We start from the raw sequence: 19,188 nt of genomic DNA on the forward strand, positions 1-19,188 counted from the left end.
TCGCCAACGGCTGTGAGTAAATTGTCAATATGGTTTTCATTGGCAGCAACATCGTAGAATTCTGCCCATAGCACAGAGCTTTCTGTCCATTGTTTCACCCCCTCTGACCCATAAGCCAAAAATTCGTTCAAATCTACAAATGCTTTTTCGGGATTTTCAGCATGAACACGCTTAAAGGCAGCCTGAACACCGCTGAAATCCAGTTTAAATTCGTTATTTTCCAGTTTGAAGCCGATCTCATTCAGATAGGGTTGCAAACGGGTTTGGAATAACAGACCACGATAGATATTTTGCGACAATGTCGCGTAAGTTTGATTTATGGTGTCAATAATCTGCCGAGCTTGTGCTTGTGTGCCAAAATATAGTGTTTCGGAGTGCTCACCAGTAAAGGCATCAAGTATGGCAGTTTTATGGCGAGCAGCCTGAAATTCAGCAGCGGTTTCGCTATCCAATACCAGCCCATTTTTTAATGCGGCAATTTGTGATGGTGTCAGCGCAATACCTTCGCCACTAGTAATTTCTAATTCGCTGGATAAGTTGAAATTAGCAATATCAGTTTTTTGTGGATCAGTTCCGCTCCATTTAGCAATTAAATCTGCCAATAAAGCAAGCTGCGCTTGTTTGGTATCGGCTGCAGCGTAGGCTTTTAATGCATTTGCTAATTCAGAATAAAGGGCGGCAGCTTCGCGTAAATCATGCAAACGACCGATGCCTTGCAAATTAGGCGCAACCATTTGCTCGGCAGTTAATTCAACCGTTTCGGTGTGGCGGCTATATAGGTTGTTTGCAGCAAACACAGCATCGCCCATTTCGCCTGTTGTACCATCTGTTTTGGTGTAACTACCAATATGGGTTAAGCGATTGCCATTACCCAAATCTTTTGACTCTGCTACATGATCTAAATTCAAAGATTGAATACCCAAGGCTTGCATGGTAAAGAGTTCGTTTTCTTCGCTTAAACCGTTTTGGTTGAAGTCTTGCCATACTTGCAATTGACTAAATATGCTATCTAGCGCATCAATTACATGGTCGCCGTTGCTATCAAAATCTGCCAAGGCAGCCATAACCATGCGCTGCTGTTGCGCCGTTGGATAAAGTGGTGTTATCGCCAAATAGCTCGCTACCACCATCAATTTTGCCATTGCCGTTACGGTCCAAAACGAGTAAGTCATTGCCTACTGCTGCCCAACCTGTGGCGGTAGCAATACCATCATTGTTGTGGTCAAAACGAGCGGAAGTGGAAGATGCGGCTAGAACCGCAAGACCTTTGCTGTCTAGGTTTAGAATTAAAGGATCGGTTTTGTGAGCTTTGCCATTGCGATTAATTTTTCCATAAGCATTATGTTCACATTTTTTTAAAATAGGATCACTAATTCTCCCATCAAAAATACCTTCATAAATCCATCTACCAAAATCACCAAAATCAACGCCACGTTTCGCTAATGCATCCCCAAAACCAATATCTTTTACATCATCCCAAAACTCTGGATCTGTAATAATATCGCGAGCAGATTCATTAGCCGCCAAAGCTCCAATCAAAGCAGGCATGGCAATCATAACACCTGTAAAAGCAGAAACAGCCACACCCCCTCCAAGTACTCCATAGACACCAACAATAGCTGCTGCTCTTGCAAATAAGGCATAAGTAGAAGGACTAAAAGAAAGACTTCCTCCTGCTAATGGTGCTGCATTACCTTCAATTGCTCCCAAAGCGCTAGAAATAGTCTGTGTACTTATATTTGCAGCACCACCAAGCGCACCTAGTGCAGCAATTGTCCCACTGGGATTTGGCGCATATTTTTTGCAAGAATACCAGCAGCAAACACTACACCACTAAGAGTCTTGTTTACTAGACTAGTATAATGTTTAAAATTTTCTTGTTGCTTATTTCTTAGTTCACATTGATTTACCATAATTTTATCTCCTGAATAAAAAGTTAGATTAAAACAGCATAGAAAAAATAAATATTTTATAAATAAAATAACAAAGCACTATATAAAACAGAAGCCCAGGCAATGGATGGACTATCGGAAAGTATACTATTTTTTTGTAAAATTTCATTTTTTTAAATTTTTCGTATCTTTGGTAACGCGAATTAACAAATAAACATTCCAATAAAGCACAAAAATGAGCAGCCAAAAATAAGAAAATTATCATCCATAACATTACGATTAAAAAACCCATTTTGCGTACCTAAAAAATTTTATTTTAAGTTGAGCATATTTATTTCATACTTATAAAGTATTATTATAATATATTTATTTTCTACCCATTTTTTTTACTCTTACGATATAGTTAAATACTATTAAACTTCTCAAATTCAAAAGGAGAACCCTCCTAAATTAAGATAATTGGGCAGGGAAGCAGGCATAATTTGATTTGAGACTTTTGATTTTAAATAAACTGTTTGATTTTGTTATTTATGGCATCATTTTCTTTGTTTGAAAATTGCTCTTTGCCACAGCTTGAAAGAGTTAAGGCACACAACAAAATCATCACCTGGTTTTTCATGTAATTACCTTGCAATTTCGAATCATAATCTGATTTAGCACTATTTTTTAGGGGCTTAGGAAGCAAAAATCATTTTAAAGGATCATTCCGCAACATTTTCAGCAGTACTTTGTACAAATCATCATGCCTGTGATTGAAGCGAAATTCAGTTTCTTTCAGATGCAAGTAAAACGTATGTTTTGCTACACCATGTTGTGTATCAGATGGTGTTTCGCATAACTCCAAAACGACTCAATACCGTTAATGTGTTGCGCTCCACGAGCAAACTCATTTTGCCCGTGATACACCCTAAAATGCTTTGCAAATCCCATATCAATCAAACCATGATAACCGCGCCATCCGTCAGTATTGATGACGCTCTCAATGGAGATATGTCCGCGTATAACCTTTTGTAGCGTGGCTTTGGGGGCATCGGATACGATTTCCGTATAGACCTTATCGCCCCGTTTAAGTACCCCAAAGACGATGGTTTTACCACCAGCACCGCGTCCGCGTTTGCCACGAATACGCTTCGCACCAAAGTAGGATTCGTCAAGTTCAACAACACCATCAAAAGGAGTTTGCTGCTCACATTCAGCAGCTAACCGTTGCCGTAATTTTAAGAATAGCGTGTTGATACTTCTGACACTGATGCCGGTTAATCTGGCAGTATCAGAAGCAGTCAAATCCAAGGCAAATAGCCGTAGAATTTGACGAAATTGTGGTTCAGAAATTTTGCTGAACTTTTGGTACTTGTTTTTTTTAATTTCATTTCAGAAGATTATCACTGATTTGGGTGATTTTGCTTCCTAAGCCCCTTTTTTAATATGTTGAATATTAAATTCTGTTTTAAAAAATTGTCAATTGAGATTTTTGCAATTGTTGTCAAAACGAAACATAAAGCGGTTTAAAATTTACATTTATTTTCTGCTGGGCTTTTCAGGCTGGTTGTATGCATTTTCTTCTGTTGGTTTAACTACAATTCCTGTAAAGATGTTGTGAACAAGGGTTGTGAGAAGAGTATATAAAAACGCAGCCTGAAACGTTCAAACTCTGTTTTCAGGCTGCCTTTTTACCAATCAAACCCCTTTCTTCGCCAAATAGCTCTCGTAATCCCCCAGATAATGCTCATAGCCGCCGTTGCCGTCCAATTCAATAATCTGCGTGGCAAGCGACGATACAAACTGGCGGTCGTGCGAGACGAAAATCAGCGTGCCGTTGTATTTTTCCAACGCCATATTCAGCGACTCGATGCTTTCCATGTCCATGTGGTTGGTCGGCTCGTCCATAATCAGCACGTTGGGTTTTAACAGCAGCAGTTTGCCGTAGAGCATACGGCCTTTTTCGCCGCCGGAGAGCACGCGCACGTTTTTGACGACGTCGTTGCTGCCGAACAGCAGCCGCCCGAGTGTGCCGCGGATTACTTGTTCGTCGTCGCCTTCCTGCCCCCATTGGCGCATCCATTGGCTCAAATCCATGTCGCAGTCAAAATCGGCTTCGTGGTCTTGCGGGTAGTAGCCGATGGTGGCTTTTTCCGCCCATTTGATGCTGCCCACGTCGGGTTTCAGGCTGCCTGAATATTGCTCGTCAAACGCACCTGCCAAGAGTTTGAGCAGGGTGGATTTGCCCGCACCGTTCGGGCCGATAATCGCCAGCCGCTGCCCTGCTTCCAAGATGTACGACAGTTTTTCAAACAGGGTTTTGTCAAACGATTTGGCGAGGTTTTCCACTTCAACCGCTTGGCGGTGCAGCTTGTTTTTCTCGTCGGTTTCAAAGCGGATGTAGGGGTTTTGGCGGGTGGAGGGTTTGACTTCCACCATTTCGGCTTTGATTTTGTCCGCCTGTTTCAAGCGGCTGGTGGCTTGGCGGGCTTTGGATTTGTTGGCGGAGAAGCGGGCGACAAACTCTTGCAATTCCTGCAATTTTTCTTTGGCTTTGGCGTTGTCTTTCAGGGCGCGTTCGCGCGATTGGGCGGAGGCGAGCATATAGTCGTCGTAATTGCCGGGGTAGATGGTGATGGTGTTGTAGTCCAAATCCGCCATGTGGGTGCAGACTTCGTTCAGAAAGTGGCGGTCGTGCGAGATGATAATCATGGTACTGTCGTATTGGTTCAGCACGCCTTCCAGCCAGCGGATGGTGTTGATGTCCAAGTTGTTGGTCGGCTCGTCCAGCAGCAGCACATCGGGTTTGGAAAACAGGGCTTGCGCCAGCAGCACGCGCAGTTTGAAGCCGGGCGCGACTTCGCTCATGGTGGCGTTGTGCAGGCTCTCGTCGATGCCTACGCCGCTTAACAGCTCCGCCGCGCGGGCTTCGGCGGTGTAGCCGTCGTATTCGGCAAATTTCGCTTCCAATTCAGCGGCGTGCATGTAGTCGTCTTCGCTGGCATCGGGGTTGGCGTAAATCGCGTCGCGCTCGGTCATTGCCGCCCACATTTCGGTGTGCCCCATCATGACTACGTCCAGCACGCGCATATCCTCATAGGCAAACTGGTCTTGGCGCAGCTTGCCCAGCCGCACGCCGTTTTCTATGGCGACTTCGCCGCTGGTCTGCTCCAAATCGCCGCCGAGGATTTTCATAAAAGTGGACTTGCCCGAGCCGTTGGCGCCGATGAGGCCGTAGCGGTTGCCTTCGCCGAATTTGACGGATACGTTTTCAAACAGCGGCTTGGCGCCAAACTGCATGGTGATGCCGTTGGTGGAGATCATGTTTTATCCTTGTTGGTTTGTTAATTTATGCAAAGGGCGCGATTTTAGCATATTTTCGCGGTGTAACTTCTAACAGCATAGGCAGCCTGAAACCGGCTATCGCGGCAATATGTAAAACCAGTGGCGCGATTAAATAAGAAAGACTATCATTTGTGTACTTAACATTTCTTGGGAGCACAACAATGAAAAAAACGTTTACTTTTGCGGTGTTGCATTTTAGCGTGGCGTTTGGCGTGGCGTATGTTTTGACCGGCAGCTTGGGGATTTCCAGCGCGGTGGCGTTGGTTGAGCCGATGGTGAACACGGTGGCGTTTTATTTTCACGAAAAGGCTTGGCAGAAGTTCGGCGGCAAATCGTCGGCATGATGCCCGAGCATTGAGGCAGCCTGAAAACGGATTACCGGTTTTCAGGCTGCCTTTTGCCGTGCGGCAAAGCGTGTGGCAAGCTGTGTTTCAGGCTGCCGTCAATGCCGAAAGCAGTGCGCTTGCCGTGTTAAAATGAAGCCGTTATCTCAACATAGGAGCCAGCCATGCGCTACCAAGCCCCCTTAAACGAACTCAATTTCGCCCTGCGCACCCACGGCAAACTCGCCGATGTTTTGCAACTGCCTGCCGCGCAAGAGTTGGAACTGGATGCCGACACGGTGGCGGCGGTGTTGGATGAAGCCGCCAAGTTCGCCGAACAATCTTGGGCGCACACCAACCGCACGGGCGATGTGCACGGCGTAAAGCTGGCAGACGGCAAAGTGCACACGCACGCTGATTTGGCGGCGGCATATCGCCAATTTTGCGAAGCAGGCTGGGCGGGATTGCGCGCGCCGGCGGAGTTTGGCGGGCAAGGCTTGCCGGCGGTGGTGTCTGCCGCGTGCGAAGAGATGTGGTGCGCGGCAAATTTGTCGCTGTCGCTGCTGCCGATGCTCACGCTGGGTGCGATTGATGCCATCCGCAAGCATGGCAGCGCAGAGCAGCAAGCGGCATATTTGCCGAAAATGTGCGCGGGGCAATGGAGCGGCACAATGAATTTAAGCGAGCCCAACGCGGGTTCGGATTTGGCGCACGTTGCCACGCAAGCCGCGCCCGATGGCAACGGCGCGTACCGCATCACGGGGCAAAAAATCTTCATTACTTGGGGCGAGCAAGAGCTCACCGAAAACATCGTCCATCTGGTGCTGGCGCGGCTGCCCGATGCGGCAGCGGGCGTGCAGGGCATCTCTTTGTTTATCGTGCCGAAATTTTTGCTCAACGCCGACGGCAGCTTGGGCGCGCGCAATGCGGTGCACGCGGTGGGCTTGGAACACAAGCTCGGCATCCACGCCAGCCCCACCTGCACCATGCAGTTTGACGGCGCAACGGGCTATTTGGTGGGGCGCGCAGGCAAAGGCTTGGCGTATATGTTCACCATGATGAAAGCCGCGCGGCTCAACGTGGGCATTGAAGGACACGCCGTTGCCGAACGCGCCTACCAAAACGCCCGCGCCTACGCCGCCGAGCGCGTGCAAGGCGCGATAGATGGGCGCGATGTCGCCATCATTGCCCACCCCGACGTGCGCCGCATGCTCGCTGTGCAAAAAGCCACGCTTGCTGCCCAGCGCGCGCTGTATCTGCGCGCGGCGGCGTTGTTTGACTTGGCGGAAGGCTTGGCGGACAACGTGGCGCGTAAACAAGCCGAGCGCGAGTTGGATTTTTTCATCCCCATCATCAAAGCATGGCTCACCGACAACGGCGTGTTGCTCACCAACCTAGCCATCCAAATTTACGGCGGCGCGGGCTATGTGGAAGAAAGCGGCGTGGCGCAACTGATGCGCGATGTCCGCATCACACCAATTTACGAAGGCACCAACGGCATTCAGGCTGCCGATTTGGCAGGGCGCAAAACCACAGGCAACCAAGGCGCATTGCCGTTGAAGCTGCTCGCCGAGGGCAAAACCCTTGCCGATGCACTCGCCCCCACGCTTGCCCACGCGCTGCGCCAAGCTATCGCGCTGGCAGAGCAAAGCGTGGCGCATATTGTGGATTACTCCCAAAGGCAGCCTGCAACCGAAGGAAGTCCCTTTGGGGAAAACACCGGCTTCGCCGCCCATGCCTATTTGCAGCAAATGGGCGCAACGCTCGGCGCGATTGAGCTGGCGCGAGCGTATTTAGCCGCAGCGGACGCGCTGGCAGGCAAGCAGGAAAACCTGTTCGGTGCAGCGTTTTACCACGCGCAACAGCACACAGCGCAGGCGTATTTTGCCCATGTGTTGCCGCAGGCGGCAGGCTGGGCGGCGCAGGTGGCGGCGGTGCAAGGCTTGGCGGATGTGCCGCAGGATTGGTATTGAACGCGCGGGGATGATTGAATGGACGAGGCAGCCTGAAAATAAATCACAGCCGTTTTCCCCAAAGGGACTTCCTTCGGTCGCAGGCTGCCTTTATGTTATCCGCGGCGTAAGTAACAAAATGGAGGCTAAAAATCCCCGCAAGCCTTATCCTATAAGGCTTTAAAAGAGGTCAAAGGCTTTGAACACAAAAAATGCCCTTTTTGCGGCTCAAAACAAGTCAAAAAGAACGGCAGCCGAAACGGCAAACAACGCTACAAATGCCATACTTGCGGCAGACAGTTTGATGGCGGCAGACGGCTTAATCCGCAGGAAATAGGGCAGGCATACGGCGCAGGCAAACAAACCGCCGCACAGCTTGCCAAAACTTACGGATGCAGCCGGCAGACCATTCTGAGGCATCTCAAAAAGGTTCAAATTAAGGCGCATTTCACTACTCCTACGGCAGCCAACATCATCATGGACACCACCTACTTTGAACGCAGCTTTGGCATCATGGTTTTAATGGACAGCATCAGCGGCAAAGCCCTATCCGTTAGCGAAGTCAAATACGAAACCAACGAATTGTATTTCACCGCAATAGGCAGCCTGAAAGCCAAAGGCATTAAAATACAAAGCATCGTTTGCGACGGGCGGCGCGGGTTGGCGCAGATATTTGCCGATATTCCCGTGCAGCTGTGTCAGTTTCATCAGGTTAAAACCATTGCCCGCTATTTAACGCGCAACCCGAAAACCGAAGCGGGCAAAACGCTATGGCGGTTGGCATTGACGTTGAAAAACAGCAAGCAATCCGACTTTGAACGCAATCTGCAAACGTGGTTTGAGCAATACCAAAGCTATTTGAACGAACGCACCTTTAACCCTGAAACAGGCAAATCGCATTACACACACAAGAACATCAGGAGTGCATACTTCAGCTTGAAACGCAATTTGGATGACTTGTTTGTATTTGAGCGTTATCCTGATTTGAACCTCCCGAACACGACCAATCTGCTTGACGGCACATTCTCGGACATGAAACGGCTTTTGGCGTGCCATCACGGTATGAGAAAGGGGAATAAAATTAGGTTTATTCAGGATTATTTCTCAGTTAAAAATAGCTGACAGCCTCCATTTTGTCCTATATGTCTTATGAAATTAGTATGACAAATTAAATGCAAAATAGTGACAAAACAAATGTATATTTATATAACGCATACGGCAGCCTGAAACGCACTGGATAAGATAAGGAGATTATCGTGAAACAGGAATGGAAAAAATCCCACAAAAACCTATACGGCATCAAAATCGAACCCGTTTTGCTGGATGTTCCCGCACAGCAGTTCATCATGATAGACGGCGAAGGCAACCCCAATGCCGCCGATTTTTCCGAACGCGTGGGCACGCTGTACAGTTTGGCCTATGCCGTCAAGATGGGATACAAAAAAACCGCCGCAGGGCGGGAGGTCGATGACTTTGCCGTTTATCCGCTGGAAGGCGTGTGGCGGCAGAAAACGCAGGCAGGACAGGGCGCATTGGACAAAAACAGTCTGGAATACACCATCATGATTGCCCAGCCCGATTTCATCACCCCCGAAATGTGGCAGGATGCGCTGGCCAAAACGCGCGTCAAAAAGCCCAATCCGCTTTATGAAGAAGTCCGCTTCGGGAGTATGTCGGACGGTCGGTGCGTCAGCATCCTGCACATCGGTGCGTTTGACGACGAACCGCGTTCGTTCGCCGAAATGGACCGTTTCTGCAGGGAGCACGGTTTGCAGCGCCGCAGCGATATCCATCGCGAAATTTATCTGAGCAATGCCAACCGCACTGCGCCCGAAAAACGCAAAACCCTATTGCGTTATGCCGTGAAATAGCGGTTTTCAGGCTGCCTGAACGGGGTGTTTTGCAGGAGGGACGGATATATCCGCCCTGTTTTTGTTTTGGCGGGGCAGGATAAAGGGCTTGCAGGCCCGAAACTTATTTCTGCCGCGCCACAAACTGCAACGCCGCCTGATAGCCGAACGTGCCCAGTTCGTAGGTCGGGCATTGATGCCCGACGTTTGCCCGATATTTTAGGTTGCGGCGTATTCAGTAAACAGGTCGGCGTTTGTCGGGCATCAATGCCCGACCTGAGACAACAGTTTGTTTTTACAATCGTTTCCGAATATCAAACAAGATTTCCGCCTGCGTTGGAATAACGGCGTTTCTTGTTTTCAGGCTGCCTTTGCTGTTGTACTGCCTTTTAGTTTCGCAACGCCGCTTCGCTACGCAGACCGTCCCCAAGGCTTTTGTAAAGGTTTCAGGCTGCCTCTATGCCGCCATTATCCATCCGCGCGGGCATAGGCAGCCTGAAAACGCCTGCCCCGCCCGAATGCTATAATCCGCGCTTTCTTTCCACCCCATCCCATCCGTCCCATGCAAACGTTCGCTCATTCGCTTAAAGGCTATCAAGACCGCCGCGCCATCGCCTTGCTGCTGCTTGGCTTTTCTGCGGGCATTCCTATTTTGTTGATTTTTTCTACGCTGTCGTTGTGGTTGCTGGAAGCGGGCGTGCAGCGCGAAACGGTTACCATGTTCAGCTGGGCGGCGTTGGGCTATTCGTTTAAATTCGTGTGGTCGCCGCTGATTGATGCGCTGCCTGTGCCGCTACTGTCGCGCGTGTTGGGCAAGCGGCGCGGTTGGTTGTTGCTGGCGCAGGGGTTGATTATTGTGGCGATTGTGTTGATGTCGTCCATCAATCCGCAGTTTTCAGGCAGCCTGAACGCGATGGCTTGGGGCGCGGTGCTGCTGGGCTTTTCGTCTGCCACGCAAGATGTGGTGATTGATGCGTATCGCATTGAAGCCGCGCCTGATGACAGCGCGATGCAATCGGTGATGTCGTCCACCTACACGGCAGGCTATCGGCTGGGCATGATTGTGGCGGGGGCGGGGTCGTTGATGCTGGCGCAATGGCTGGGTTCAACCAAGGCGCATTATGTGTACAGCGCGTGGCAGCAGACTTATTGGGCGATGGCGGCGACGATGCTGGTGGGCGTGGCGGCAACGCTGTGGGTGCGCGAGCCTGCGGGGCAGCAAGCGCAAACGGCGGGGCAGGGCGTGGATGATAATCTGCGCTTGCTGGCGATGTTTGTGCTGGCGGTGTTGGCGTTTGTGTGGGCGTTTCGTCAAATCAATGGGTTGCTGCCTGAAAACGCGGCTTCGCCTGTGGCGGCGTTGCTGTGGGAAACGCTGCGGCTGGCGGGTTCGCTGCTGGCGGCGGTGGCGGTGGGCTTTGTGGCGGTTCGTGCCAAGCTGGTGCGCGCCGAGGTGGTGCGCCGTGTGTGGGTGGCACCGCTGGCGGATTTTTTTGCCCGCTATGGCAAACGCGCCGCGCTGTTGCTGGCGTTGATTGGGCTGTATCGCATTTCGGATATTGTGTCGGGCGTTATTTCTAATGTGTTTTACGCCGATATGGGGTTTAGCAAGGTGGAGATTGCCAGCGCGGTGAAAACGTTTGGCGTGGCGATGTCTATTTTGGGCGGCATTGCGGGCGGCGTGTTGGCGCAGCGGTTTCGCTTGATGAACATGATGATGCTGGGCGCGGTGGCGGCGGCGGCGACTAATTTGCTGTTTGTGTGGCTGGCGATGCGCGGGCATGATGTGCCGCTGATGTACACGGCGGTGGGACTGGATAATTTTGCCGCGGGCTTGGCGGGCACGGTGTTTGTGGCGTTTTTATCGGCGCTCACCAACATCCGCTTTACGGCGGTGCAATACGCGCTGTTTTCTTCGCTGATGACGCTGTTGCCCAAAACCATCGGCGGCTATTCGGGCGCGATTGTGAAGCAGATTGATTACACGGGGTTTTTCTTGTTTACCGCTGCGCTGGGCGTGCCGATTGTGCTGTTGGTTTGGTGGGCGGATAGGGTGTTGTTTCGGGATGAGGCAGCCTGAAAATGGGTTAGTGCTTTGTGGCTGGCTTTTGGGTGTAGAGCGGTAGGTCGGGCATTTATGCCCGAACTTGGCGAACGGGATTTGTCGGGCATAAATGCCCGACCTACAAACTATTCAACAACAAAACCGTTTGGCGCAACACGAAGCGTTTTTTGTTTTCAGGCTGCCTATTTGTTGCAAGCGTGATGCTGTTTAAATGCGTGATTGGCTACGAGCCGTCGCCGCTCCATTGAGGCAGCCTGAAACGAGGTGCGGCATCATAATTGAACGCGGGTGCAAACGTTGGGCAGCCTGAAATGCTTGCCCCGCGCCTCTTACGGCTTGCTGGCAAGCCGTGCGCTGTCAGGGTAATCGCTTTAACGCGCGATGGATATAGTCGTTCCAATTAAGTCTTATACAAGGCGGCGAGTCGCAGATAGTACAAGTAAAGTAGTACAGCAAGACGAGCCAACGCTGTATAAGGCTTAATTGGAGCGACTATATTTGCGCGGCGATCGGTTGCTGCATTATTTGCTGCGGGGTAGGGCGCGGAATAGGGGTAATCCATACAAAGGCAGCCTGAAAAGGGAAAAATCCTTTTTCAGGCTGCCTTATCGTTGCGCGTTATTTTTTGCGGAACACCAAATCCCACACGCCATGCCCCAAGCGTTTGCCTCGGGCTTCAAATTTGGTTTCGGGGCGGTAATCTGGGGTGGGGGCGAAGTCGGTGGCGGTGTTGGTAAGTTGCTCGGGGAAACTTTGCAGTACCGCCAGCATTTGCTCGGCATATTCTTGCCAATCGGTTGCCAGATGGATGTAGCCGCCGCTTTTGAGCTTGGGCAGCAGCTTGGCGACAAAGGGGGCTTGGATGAGGCGGCGTTTGTTGTGGCGTTTTTTGTGCCATGGGTCGGGGAAGAAGATGTGGATGCCGTCTAGGCTGTTGTCGGGCAACATTTTTTCTACCACTTCTACGGCATCGTGGCGCATCACGCGGATGTTGCTGAGGCGTTGCTCGGCGATGAGTTTGCAGAGGTTGCCTACGCCCGGCCCGTGTACGTCGATGGCGAGAAAGTCGGTGTCGGGCAGCCGTTGGGCGATTTGGGCGGTGGCAACGCCCATGCCGAAGCCGATTTCTAATACTTTGGGGTTGGGGCGTTGGAAGATGGTGGTTAAATCCAGCGGGGCAGCCTGAAAATCAATGCCGATGCTTGCCCAGTTGTCGTCAATGGCTTTTTGTTGGGCGGGGGTCATGTGCCCTTGGCGCAGAACGTAGGATTTGATGCTGCGGTGGGGGGGATTGTGTGGAGTGTCGGTCATATTGGGCTCTTGTGGGAATGGCGTTAAGGGGCGGCAAAACTGGTTTTCAGGCTGCCGCAGAGGGGGTTATGGTGCGCTGCACGTTTTCAGGCTGCCTATGGATTCAACAGCATAGGCAGCCTGAAAACGGGTAAACAGCCGATAGCGGCGTTATTCGGCTTTGCCAAGGCGTTCTAGCTTGTAGCTGCCATCTAGCACGCGCTGCCACCATGCTTGGTTGTCCAAATACCATTGCACGGTTTTGCGGATGCCGCTTTCAAAGGTTTCTTGCGGTGCCCAGCCCAGCTCGCGTTGGATTTTGCTGGCATCTATGGCGTAGCGCACGTCGTGTCCTGCGCGGTCGGTAACGTGGGTGATTAGGTCGGCATAATGGGCGATGCCTTGGGGTTTGTTGGGCGCGAGTTCTTCTAGCAATTGGCAGATGGTGCGCACGACTTCAATGTTTTGTTTTTCGTTGAAACCGCCGATGTTGTAGGTTTCGCCGATTCTGCCTTGCGTTACTACCAAATACAGCGCGCGGGCGTGGTCTTCTACATAAAGCCAGTCGCGGATTTGCTTGCCATCGCCATACACGGGCAGCGGCTTGCCATCCAGCGCGTTGAGAATCATGTGCGGGATGAGTTTTTCGGGGAAGTGGTAGCAGCCGTAGTTGTTGGAGCAGTTGGTTACGATGGTGGGCAAGCCGTAGGTGCGTCGCCATGCGCGCACAAGGTGGTCGCTGCTGGCTTTGCTGGCGGAATAGGGGCTGGATGGGGCGTAGGGCGTGGTTTCGGTAAACAGGTCGTCTGTGCCGTGCAGGTCGCCGTAGACTTCGTCGGTGGAGATGTGGTGGAAGCGGAAGGCGGCTTGGCGGTTTTCAGGCAGCGTTTGGTAGTAGGCGCGGGCGGCTTCCAACAGCGTGAACGTGCCGACGATGTTGGTTTGGATGAATTCGCCTGCGCTGTCGATGCTGCGGTCCACATGGCTTTCGGCGGCAAGGTGCATCACCGCATCGGGTTGGTGCTCGGCGAAGATTTTATCCAGCGCGGCGCGGTCGCAGATGTCGGCTTGCACGAAGGCGTATCGCTCGCTGTTTGCCACGCTGCTGACGCTGTCCAGATTGCCTGCGTAGGTAAGTTTGTCCAGATTGACCACGCTGTCTTGCGTGTGGTTGATGATGTGGCGCACAACGGCGGAGCCAATAAAGCCTGCGCCGCCTGTTACGAGGATTTTCATGGTGGTTCCTTGGCGGGGATGGAAAAAACGGGATTTTATAAGTGTTCCAGCAGTTGTTCAAATTGCTCGGGGCTGTTGAATTTGAGGATGATTTGCCCTGATTTTTGGTTGCGGGTTTTGATTTCCACCAGCACGCCGAGTTTTTCGGTGAGCTGCTCGGCGATGTGTTGAATATCGGGGTGGGGTTGGGCGGGGGCGGGTTTGTCTTTCAGGATTTCTTGGCTGCGCCGTTCCGTTTCGCGCACCGACCATGCGTTTTTTACGGCTTTGTGCGCCAGTTCTAGCTGCTGCTGCACGGGGAGGTTGATGAGGGCGCGGGCGTGTCCCATTTCTAGGTGGTGTTGCGCCATCATGTCTTGGATGGGCTCGGGCAGTTTGAGCAGGCGCAGGCTGTTGGTGATGGTGCTGCGGCTGCGCCCGATGGCTTGGGCGATGGCTTCGTGGGTGAGCTCAAATTCGTCGATGAGGCGGCGCAAGCCTTGAGCTTCTTCTATGGGGTTTAGGTTTTCGCGCTGGATGTTTTCAATTAAGCCCATCGCCATCGCGGTTTTGTCGTTGATGTGTTTGATGACGACGGGCACTTCGGTTAAGCCTGCGAGCTGGGCGGCGCGTAGGCGGCGTTCGCCTGCGATGAGTTCGTAGTTGTCCAGCCCGTATTCGCGCACGGTAATGGGCTGGATGATGCCTTGGGCTTTGATGCTGTCGGCGAGTTCTTGCAGGCTGTCGTCGTCAAACTGGGTGCGGGCTTGGTAACGGCTGGGGCGGATTTGGGTAATGGGGATGTGGGTGAGCCGGTTGTCTTGCTCGGCGGGCGGGAGGTTGCCGGATAGGGCGATGAGGGAGTCTAGGCCTCTGCCGAGACCGCTTTTGGGTTTGGACATGAGATGATTCCTTGCTGGGGATGTGGGTTTGGGTTTCAGGCTGCATCGGGCGGGTGCGGCAGCCTGAAAATGGTTGGGCGGGCGCAATGGCTTGCAAATCTGTTTTCAGGCTGCCTGTTGGTTTGCGGCTTCGCGCGCTTCTTGTTCCGCTTTGTGTTGCCGCAGCCATTCGATGGCGGCGGCTTTTTCGGCGGGCGTGCCGTATTGGGCATCGCGTTGGTAGCGGCGGTAAGTGGCGCGTTGTTGGGCTTCGCGGATTTGGTTTTGGCGGAAGTCGCTGTGGTTGCTGGGCACGATGCGCTCGTTGCTTTGTTTTTGCGCGCGCTGCATGGCTTGGGCGATTAAATCGGCGGGGCTGAGGCTGGGGGATTTGGGGGGGTGCTGCGATTTGTTGGGTTCGTTTGGGTTTTGTCGTAATTCGTTGCGCTCGTTTTGTTTTTTCGGAAACTCGTTGCGCTTGTTTGGTTCGTTTTGGTTTCGCTCCAACGCGTTGCCTTCGTTTTCAGGCTGCCTTGGGTGGGCGGCGAGTTTGGCTTGGTAGGCGGCGGCTTTTTGTTTGCGCTCGGCTTCGGTGCGCTGTTTGCGCGCGGTTTGGTTTTCGTAGCGGGCTTGGGCGTGTTGGGCAGCCTGAAAACGCTCGGCGGCGTGTGAATCTTTGCTTAACACGCGCGCTTGCGGGAGCGGGGCAGCGGCGGTGGGGCGCATATAAATGCAGTCCACGGGGCAGGGGGCAACGCATAAGCCGCAGCCTGTGCATTCGTCGGCTAACACGGTGTGCATTTGTTTGCTCGCGCCCATAATGGCATCCACGGGGCAGGCGCGGATGCAGGCGGTGCAGCCGATGCAGACGGCTTCGTCTATCCATGCGAGTGCGGGCGTTTGCGTTTTGGCGGGGGCGATTTCAGGCTGCCGTAAAAGCTGGGCAAGGTCGCGGATAACGATAGCACCACCCGGAGCGCAAAGGTTGATGGGCGCTTGTCCGCCAGCGATGGCTTGGGCGTAGGGCAGGCAGCCTGAAAAACCGCATTCGCGGCATTGGGTTTGCGGGAGCAGGGCGTTGATTTGGGCGGCGGTGGGCATGGTGTTGTGGTGGGTGTTTCGTGGTTAATGTGTGTTCGCTTTCAGGCTGCCTTTGCTGTAAACAAAAGCAGCCTGTGTGTTGTTATTTTTTGATGCGTTGGCATGCCATGCCCATTAGCGGGGGATTGGCGGCGTTGGTGAGCGTGAACAAATCGGGGGTGAAGGTGAGTATGCGATAGGATTCGCTGGTTCTGTTTTGCAAAATGCTAACGAGCTGTTTGTCCATCGCGGCTTCGGGCGAATCGGTTGCACGGGGCACATCAGGCGTGGCGGCTGGGTGTTTGTGAAGCTTGGTGATTTTTTGGTCATGGAAAGTGAGAATATTGCCGCGCACGCTCCATTTGCCGTTTGCGGTTAGCTTGTATTGATAGTTGATTTTGTCGTTTTTGCTGGGTTGGGATGAGCCTTTTTCGCTGGGCGCATCTATGCGGAAGATAAGCGTTTCTTGGCTGGTGTAACGCGCGTTGGGTTTGAATTGTATGGTGCTGTCGTCTTGCACTTCATCGCCCATTTGGGCGTGGCATTGCCAGTTGCCGATAAAATCGCTGGCTTTGGGCGCAATGGTTGGTTTGCCTTTGGGCGCGGCGAAGCTGGCAATGGGCAGCGCGAGCAATAGAGCGGAGAGTAGGATTTTAGACATGGCGTTTCCTTGTTGATTATAGATGATGGGGCGTTTTGCTTTTGCGGAATAAGGCAGCCTGAAAACGGATAAAAGGCGTGTTGTGTTGGCGTTTGGGTTTTGCCAGAGCGCATCAATCCATTTTCAGGCTGCCTTTGCTGGATGGTTGTTATGCCAAAGGCAGCCTGAAAAATTGTTTACTCGGTGCGCGACAAAATGCTGCGTTTGCCGTCCACGCCCGCGGGCGAAACAATGCCTTCGTCTTCCAAGGCTTGCATCAAATTGGCAGCGCGGTTGTAGCCGATGCGTAGCTGGCGTTGCAGCGATGAAATAGACGTTTTGCGCGTGCTCACCACAAACTGCACGGCTTGGTCAAACAAGTCGTCGCCGTGGTTGCTGCTGGCTTCGGGGTGGATAAACTGGTTGGTTTCTTCGGTGGCTTCGCCCGTTAAGATGCCGTCCACATAATTGGGCTCGGCTTGCTGCTTGATGAAATCCACCACGCGATGCACTTCATCATCGCTCACAAACGCGCCTTGCAAGCGGGTTGGCTCGGCGTTGCCAGGTTGCAAGAACAGCAAATCGCCGTATTTGAGCAAATCTTCCGCGCCCATTTGGTCTAGGATGGTGCGGCTATCTATGCGGCTTTGCACGGTGAACGCCATGCGCGTGGGCACGTTGGCTTTGATTAAGCCTGTGATGACATCCACGCTGGGGCGTTGCGTGGCGATAATCATGTGGATGCCTGCGGCGCGGGCTTTTTGCGCCAAGCGGGCGATTTGCGTTTCCACCGCTTTTTTCTCGGTCATCATCAAATCCGCCAGCTCATCAATTACCACCACAATCTGCGGCAGTTTTTCCAGCGGCTCGGGTTCATCGGGGTTCAGGCTGAACGGGTTAAACAGCGGTTTTTCCGCCGCTTGGGCAGCCTGAATTTTCTCGTTGTAGCTCGCCAAATTGCGCACGCCCGCATAAGAAAGCAGGCGGTAGCGTTTTTCCATTTCGGCAACGCACCAGTTAAGCGCGTTGCCCGCCTCGCGCATATCGGTTACCACGGGGCAAAGCAAGTGCGGGATGCCGTCATAAATGCTCAATTCCAGCATTTTCGGGTCAATCATAATAAAGCGCACTTCATCGGGCGTGGCTTTAAACAGCATGGACATAATCATCGCGTTCACGCCCACTGATTTGCCCGAGCCGGTCATACCGCCCACCAGCAAATGCGGCATTTTCGCCAAATCGCCCACCACCACATCGCCAGCAATATCCTTACCCAGCGCCACGGACAATTTGGATTTGGCATCGGCAAACACATCGGCGGTGAAAATCTCGTGCAGCAGCACTTCTTGGCGGTGTTCGTTGGGCAGCTCGATGCCCATGGTGTTTTTGCCCGCAATGGTTTCCACCACGCGCACCGATTGCACCGCCAGCGAGCGCGCCAAATCTTTTGCCAAGTTCACAATTTGGCTGCCTTTCACGCCCTTGGCGGGGATGATTTCATAGCGCGTGATGACTGGCCCTGCGGTGGCGGAAACCACGTCCACATGGATGCCGAACTCGGCAAGCTTGGCTTCAATGCGCTTGCCCGTTTGGCGCAGCTGCTCTTCGCTGGCAAGTATCACGTTTTGGTTTTCGGGGATTTTCAGGCTGCCTAAGTCGGGCAGGCGGTAGATGCCGTTTTCAGGCTGCCTGATGGCAGGCTCGGCAGGCGCGCGGCGGTTGGACTGCTGCGCGGGGTTGGCAATGGTTACCGCCATTTTCTTGCGGTTGCTGGTGCTGCTGATTTTTTGCGCCACAGGCTCGGCGATGATGTTTTCCACTTCCGCCAACACGCGCGGTTGCAATTTGGTTTCGGCGATGATTTCAGGCTGCGTCAAGCGGTCTTTTTGACTGAACACAGCGCGGAAAAAGCGTTCCAGCTGCACGCCCAATTTTTCCATAAAGTCCAGCCACGAAATCTGTACGATAAACGACAGCGACAGCAGCACCAAAATCACCAACACAAACGCGCCGCCCACTCTGCCGAGCATATGGTTCATGCCCGCTGCGGTGAGCGAGCCCACCAAACCGCCCGCGCCAAAGGGCAGCGATTTATCCAAATGCGCGTTAAACGCAAACGCTTCCAGCACAGGGCTGGCAATCATCATCATGCCTAAACCAATGCCCGCGTTGAGTTTTTTATACGGCGGCATCCCCGCATCCACCAGCGGGCGAAACGTGCGATACAACGCCACGCCCGCCGCGATGATGCACCACCACGCCGAAAAGCCAAATAAATAATAGGCAATATCTGCCAAATACGCGCCCAGCAAGCCCGCTAAATTTTTTACCATGCCCAAATGCGGCACGCTGCGCGACCAAGAGGGGTCGCGCATGGTAAACGTGAGCAGGGCGATGGCGGCATAGATGGTCGCCACCAAGCCAAACAGCCACAGCGTGTCGCCTGTTAAATTGCGGTCGCGCTCGGCGCTGCTGCCGCCATGTTGCACAGACAGCACGGTTTTGGGCTGCTTGCGCGGCGCATCGGCGGCTTTGCTTTTCGCCTTGGGGTTCAGCGGCTTGGCGGTGGTTTTCTTAGCTTGCGGGGCGCGGCTGTTGCTGGTTTTTTTTGCCACTTTTTTGGCTTGGGGCGCGGGGGATTTTGGGGATTTGAAAATTCTGGCAATCATGGGTGGG

Annotated in this window: 11 protein-coding genes and 3 pseudogenes; 5 read left to right on the forward strand and 9 right to left on the reverse strand. The window is 52.7% G+C overall.

The annotated features are described in order from the left end of the window. Window positions 1-611: 611 nt before the first annotated feature. From H3L93_RS13480 to H3L93_RS05210, 3 genes and pseudogenes are all read right to left on the reverse strand, one after another. Window positions 612-1,323 (reverse strand): annotated as a pseudogene (locus H3L93_RS13480) (hypothetical protein); the annotation flags it as partial. Window positions 1,324-2,580: 1,257 nt separating this feature from the next. Further along, window positions 2,581-3,257 (reverse strand): annotated as a pseudogene (locus H3L93_RS05205) (IS1595 family transposase). A gap of 312 nt (window positions 3,258-3,569) precedes the next feature. Continuing rightward, window positions 3,570-5,195, reverse strand: coding sequence for an ABC-F family ATPase (locus tag H3L93_RS05210; protein ID WP_003795742.1), 1,626 nt, complete (start codon window positions 5,193-5,195; stop codon window positions 3,570-3,572). 182 nt (window positions 5,196-5,377) lie between these two features. Between H3L93_RS05210 and H3L93_RS05215 the strand changes: the two genes are divergently transcribed. The 5 genes and pseudogenes from H3L93_RS05215 to H3L93_RS05235 all read left to right on the forward strand — a co-directional run bounded on the left by H3L93_RS05215 (window position 5,378) and on the right by H3L93_RS05235 (window position 11,421). Beyond that, the gene (locus H3L93_RS05215; protein WP_003795738.1) at window positions 5,378-5,560 is read left to right on the forward strand and encodes a DUF2061 domain-containing protein; all 183 of its coding nucleotides are present in this window, start codon (window positions 5,378-5,380) and stop codon (window positions 5,558-5,560) included. 164 nt (window positions 5,561-5,724) lie between these two features. Further along, on the forward strand, window positions 5,725-7,512 hold the full coding sequence (locus H3L93_RS05220) for an acyl-CoA dehydrogenase family protein (protein ID WP_003795734.1): 1,788 nt from the start codon (window positions 5,725-5,727) through the stop codon (window positions 7,510-7,512). A 231-nt stretch (window positions 7,513-7,743) separates the two neighbouring features. Further along, window positions 7,744-8,613: pseudogene (locus H3L93_RS05225) on the forward strand (IS256 family transposase, variant Zn-binding type); the annotation flags it as partial. A gap of 134 nt (window positions 8,614-8,747) precedes the next feature. After that, window positions 8,748-9,362: a GyrI-like domain-containing protein gene (locus H3L93_RS05230; protein ID WP_003795725.1), complete on the forward strand. Its 615-nt coding sequence runs from the start codon at window positions 8,748-8,750 to the stop codon at window positions 9,360-9,362. 541 nt (window positions 9,363-9,903) lie between these two features. Next, on the forward strand, window positions 9,904-11,421 hold the full coding sequence (locus H3L93_RS05235; RefSeq protein ID WP_003795719.1) for an AmpG family muropeptide MFS transporter: 1,518 nt from the start codon (window positions 9,904-9,906) through the stop codon (window positions 11,419-11,421). A 603-nt stretch (window positions 11,422-12,024) separates the two neighbouring features. On the opposite strand, the gene trmB is transcribed toward H3L93_RS05235, so the two are convergent. From trmB to H3L93_RS05265, 6 genes are all read right to left on the reverse strand, one after another. Further along, the gene (trmB, locus tag H3L93_RS05240; RefSeq protein ID WP_040558203.1) at window positions 12,025-12,717 is read right to left on the reverse strand and encodes a tRNA (guanosine(46)-N7)-methyltransferase TrmB; all 693 of its coding nucleotides are present in this window, start codon (window positions 12,715-12,717) and stop codon (window positions 12,025-12,027) included. Between the two features lie 150 nt (window positions 12,718-12,867). Then, window positions 12,868-13,932, reverse strand: a complete 1,065-nt coding sequence (rfbB, locus tag H3L93_RS05245) for a dTDP-glucose 4,6-dehydratase (RefSeq protein ID WP_003795712.1) — start codon at window positions 13,930-13,932, stop codon at window positions 12,868-12,870. 35 nt (window positions 13,933-13,967) lie between these two features. Continuing rightward, entirely contained in the window at window positions 13,968-14,813 is an 846-nt protein-coding gene (locus tag H3L93_RS05250; protein WP_003795710.1) for a ParB/RepB/Spo0J family partition protein, read from the reverse strand. 105 nt (window positions 14,814-14,918) lie between these two features. Beyond that, window positions 14,919-15,893, reverse strand: coding sequence for an RnfABCDGE type electron transport complex subunit B (locus H3L93_RS05255; RefSeq protein ID WP_003795708.1), 975 nt, complete (start codon window positions 15,891-15,893; stop codon window positions 14,919-14,921). Window positions 15,894-15,975: 82 nt separating this feature from the next. Further along, complete coding sequence (locus tag H3L93_RS05260; RefSeq protein ID WP_003795705.1) at window positions 15,976-16,533, reverse strand: hypothetical protein; 558 nt, start codon at window positions 16,531-16,533, stop codon at window positions 15,976-15,978. Between the two features lie 176 nt (window positions 16,534-16,709). Then, a complete protein-coding gene (locus H3L93_RS05265) occupies window positions 16,710-19,181 on the reverse strand; it encodes a DNA translocase FtsK (RefSeq protein ID WP_182077709.1) in 2,472 nt (823 codons plus the stop codon). Between the last annotated feature and the right edge of the window lie 7 nt (window positions 19,182-19,188).

The sequence above is a fragment of the Kingella oralis genome (assembly GCF_014054985.1).
In the GTDB taxonomy this organism is placed as follows: domain Bacteria; phylum Pseudomonadota; class Gammaproteobacteria; order Burkholderiales; family Neisseriaceae; genus Kingella_B; species Kingella_B oralis.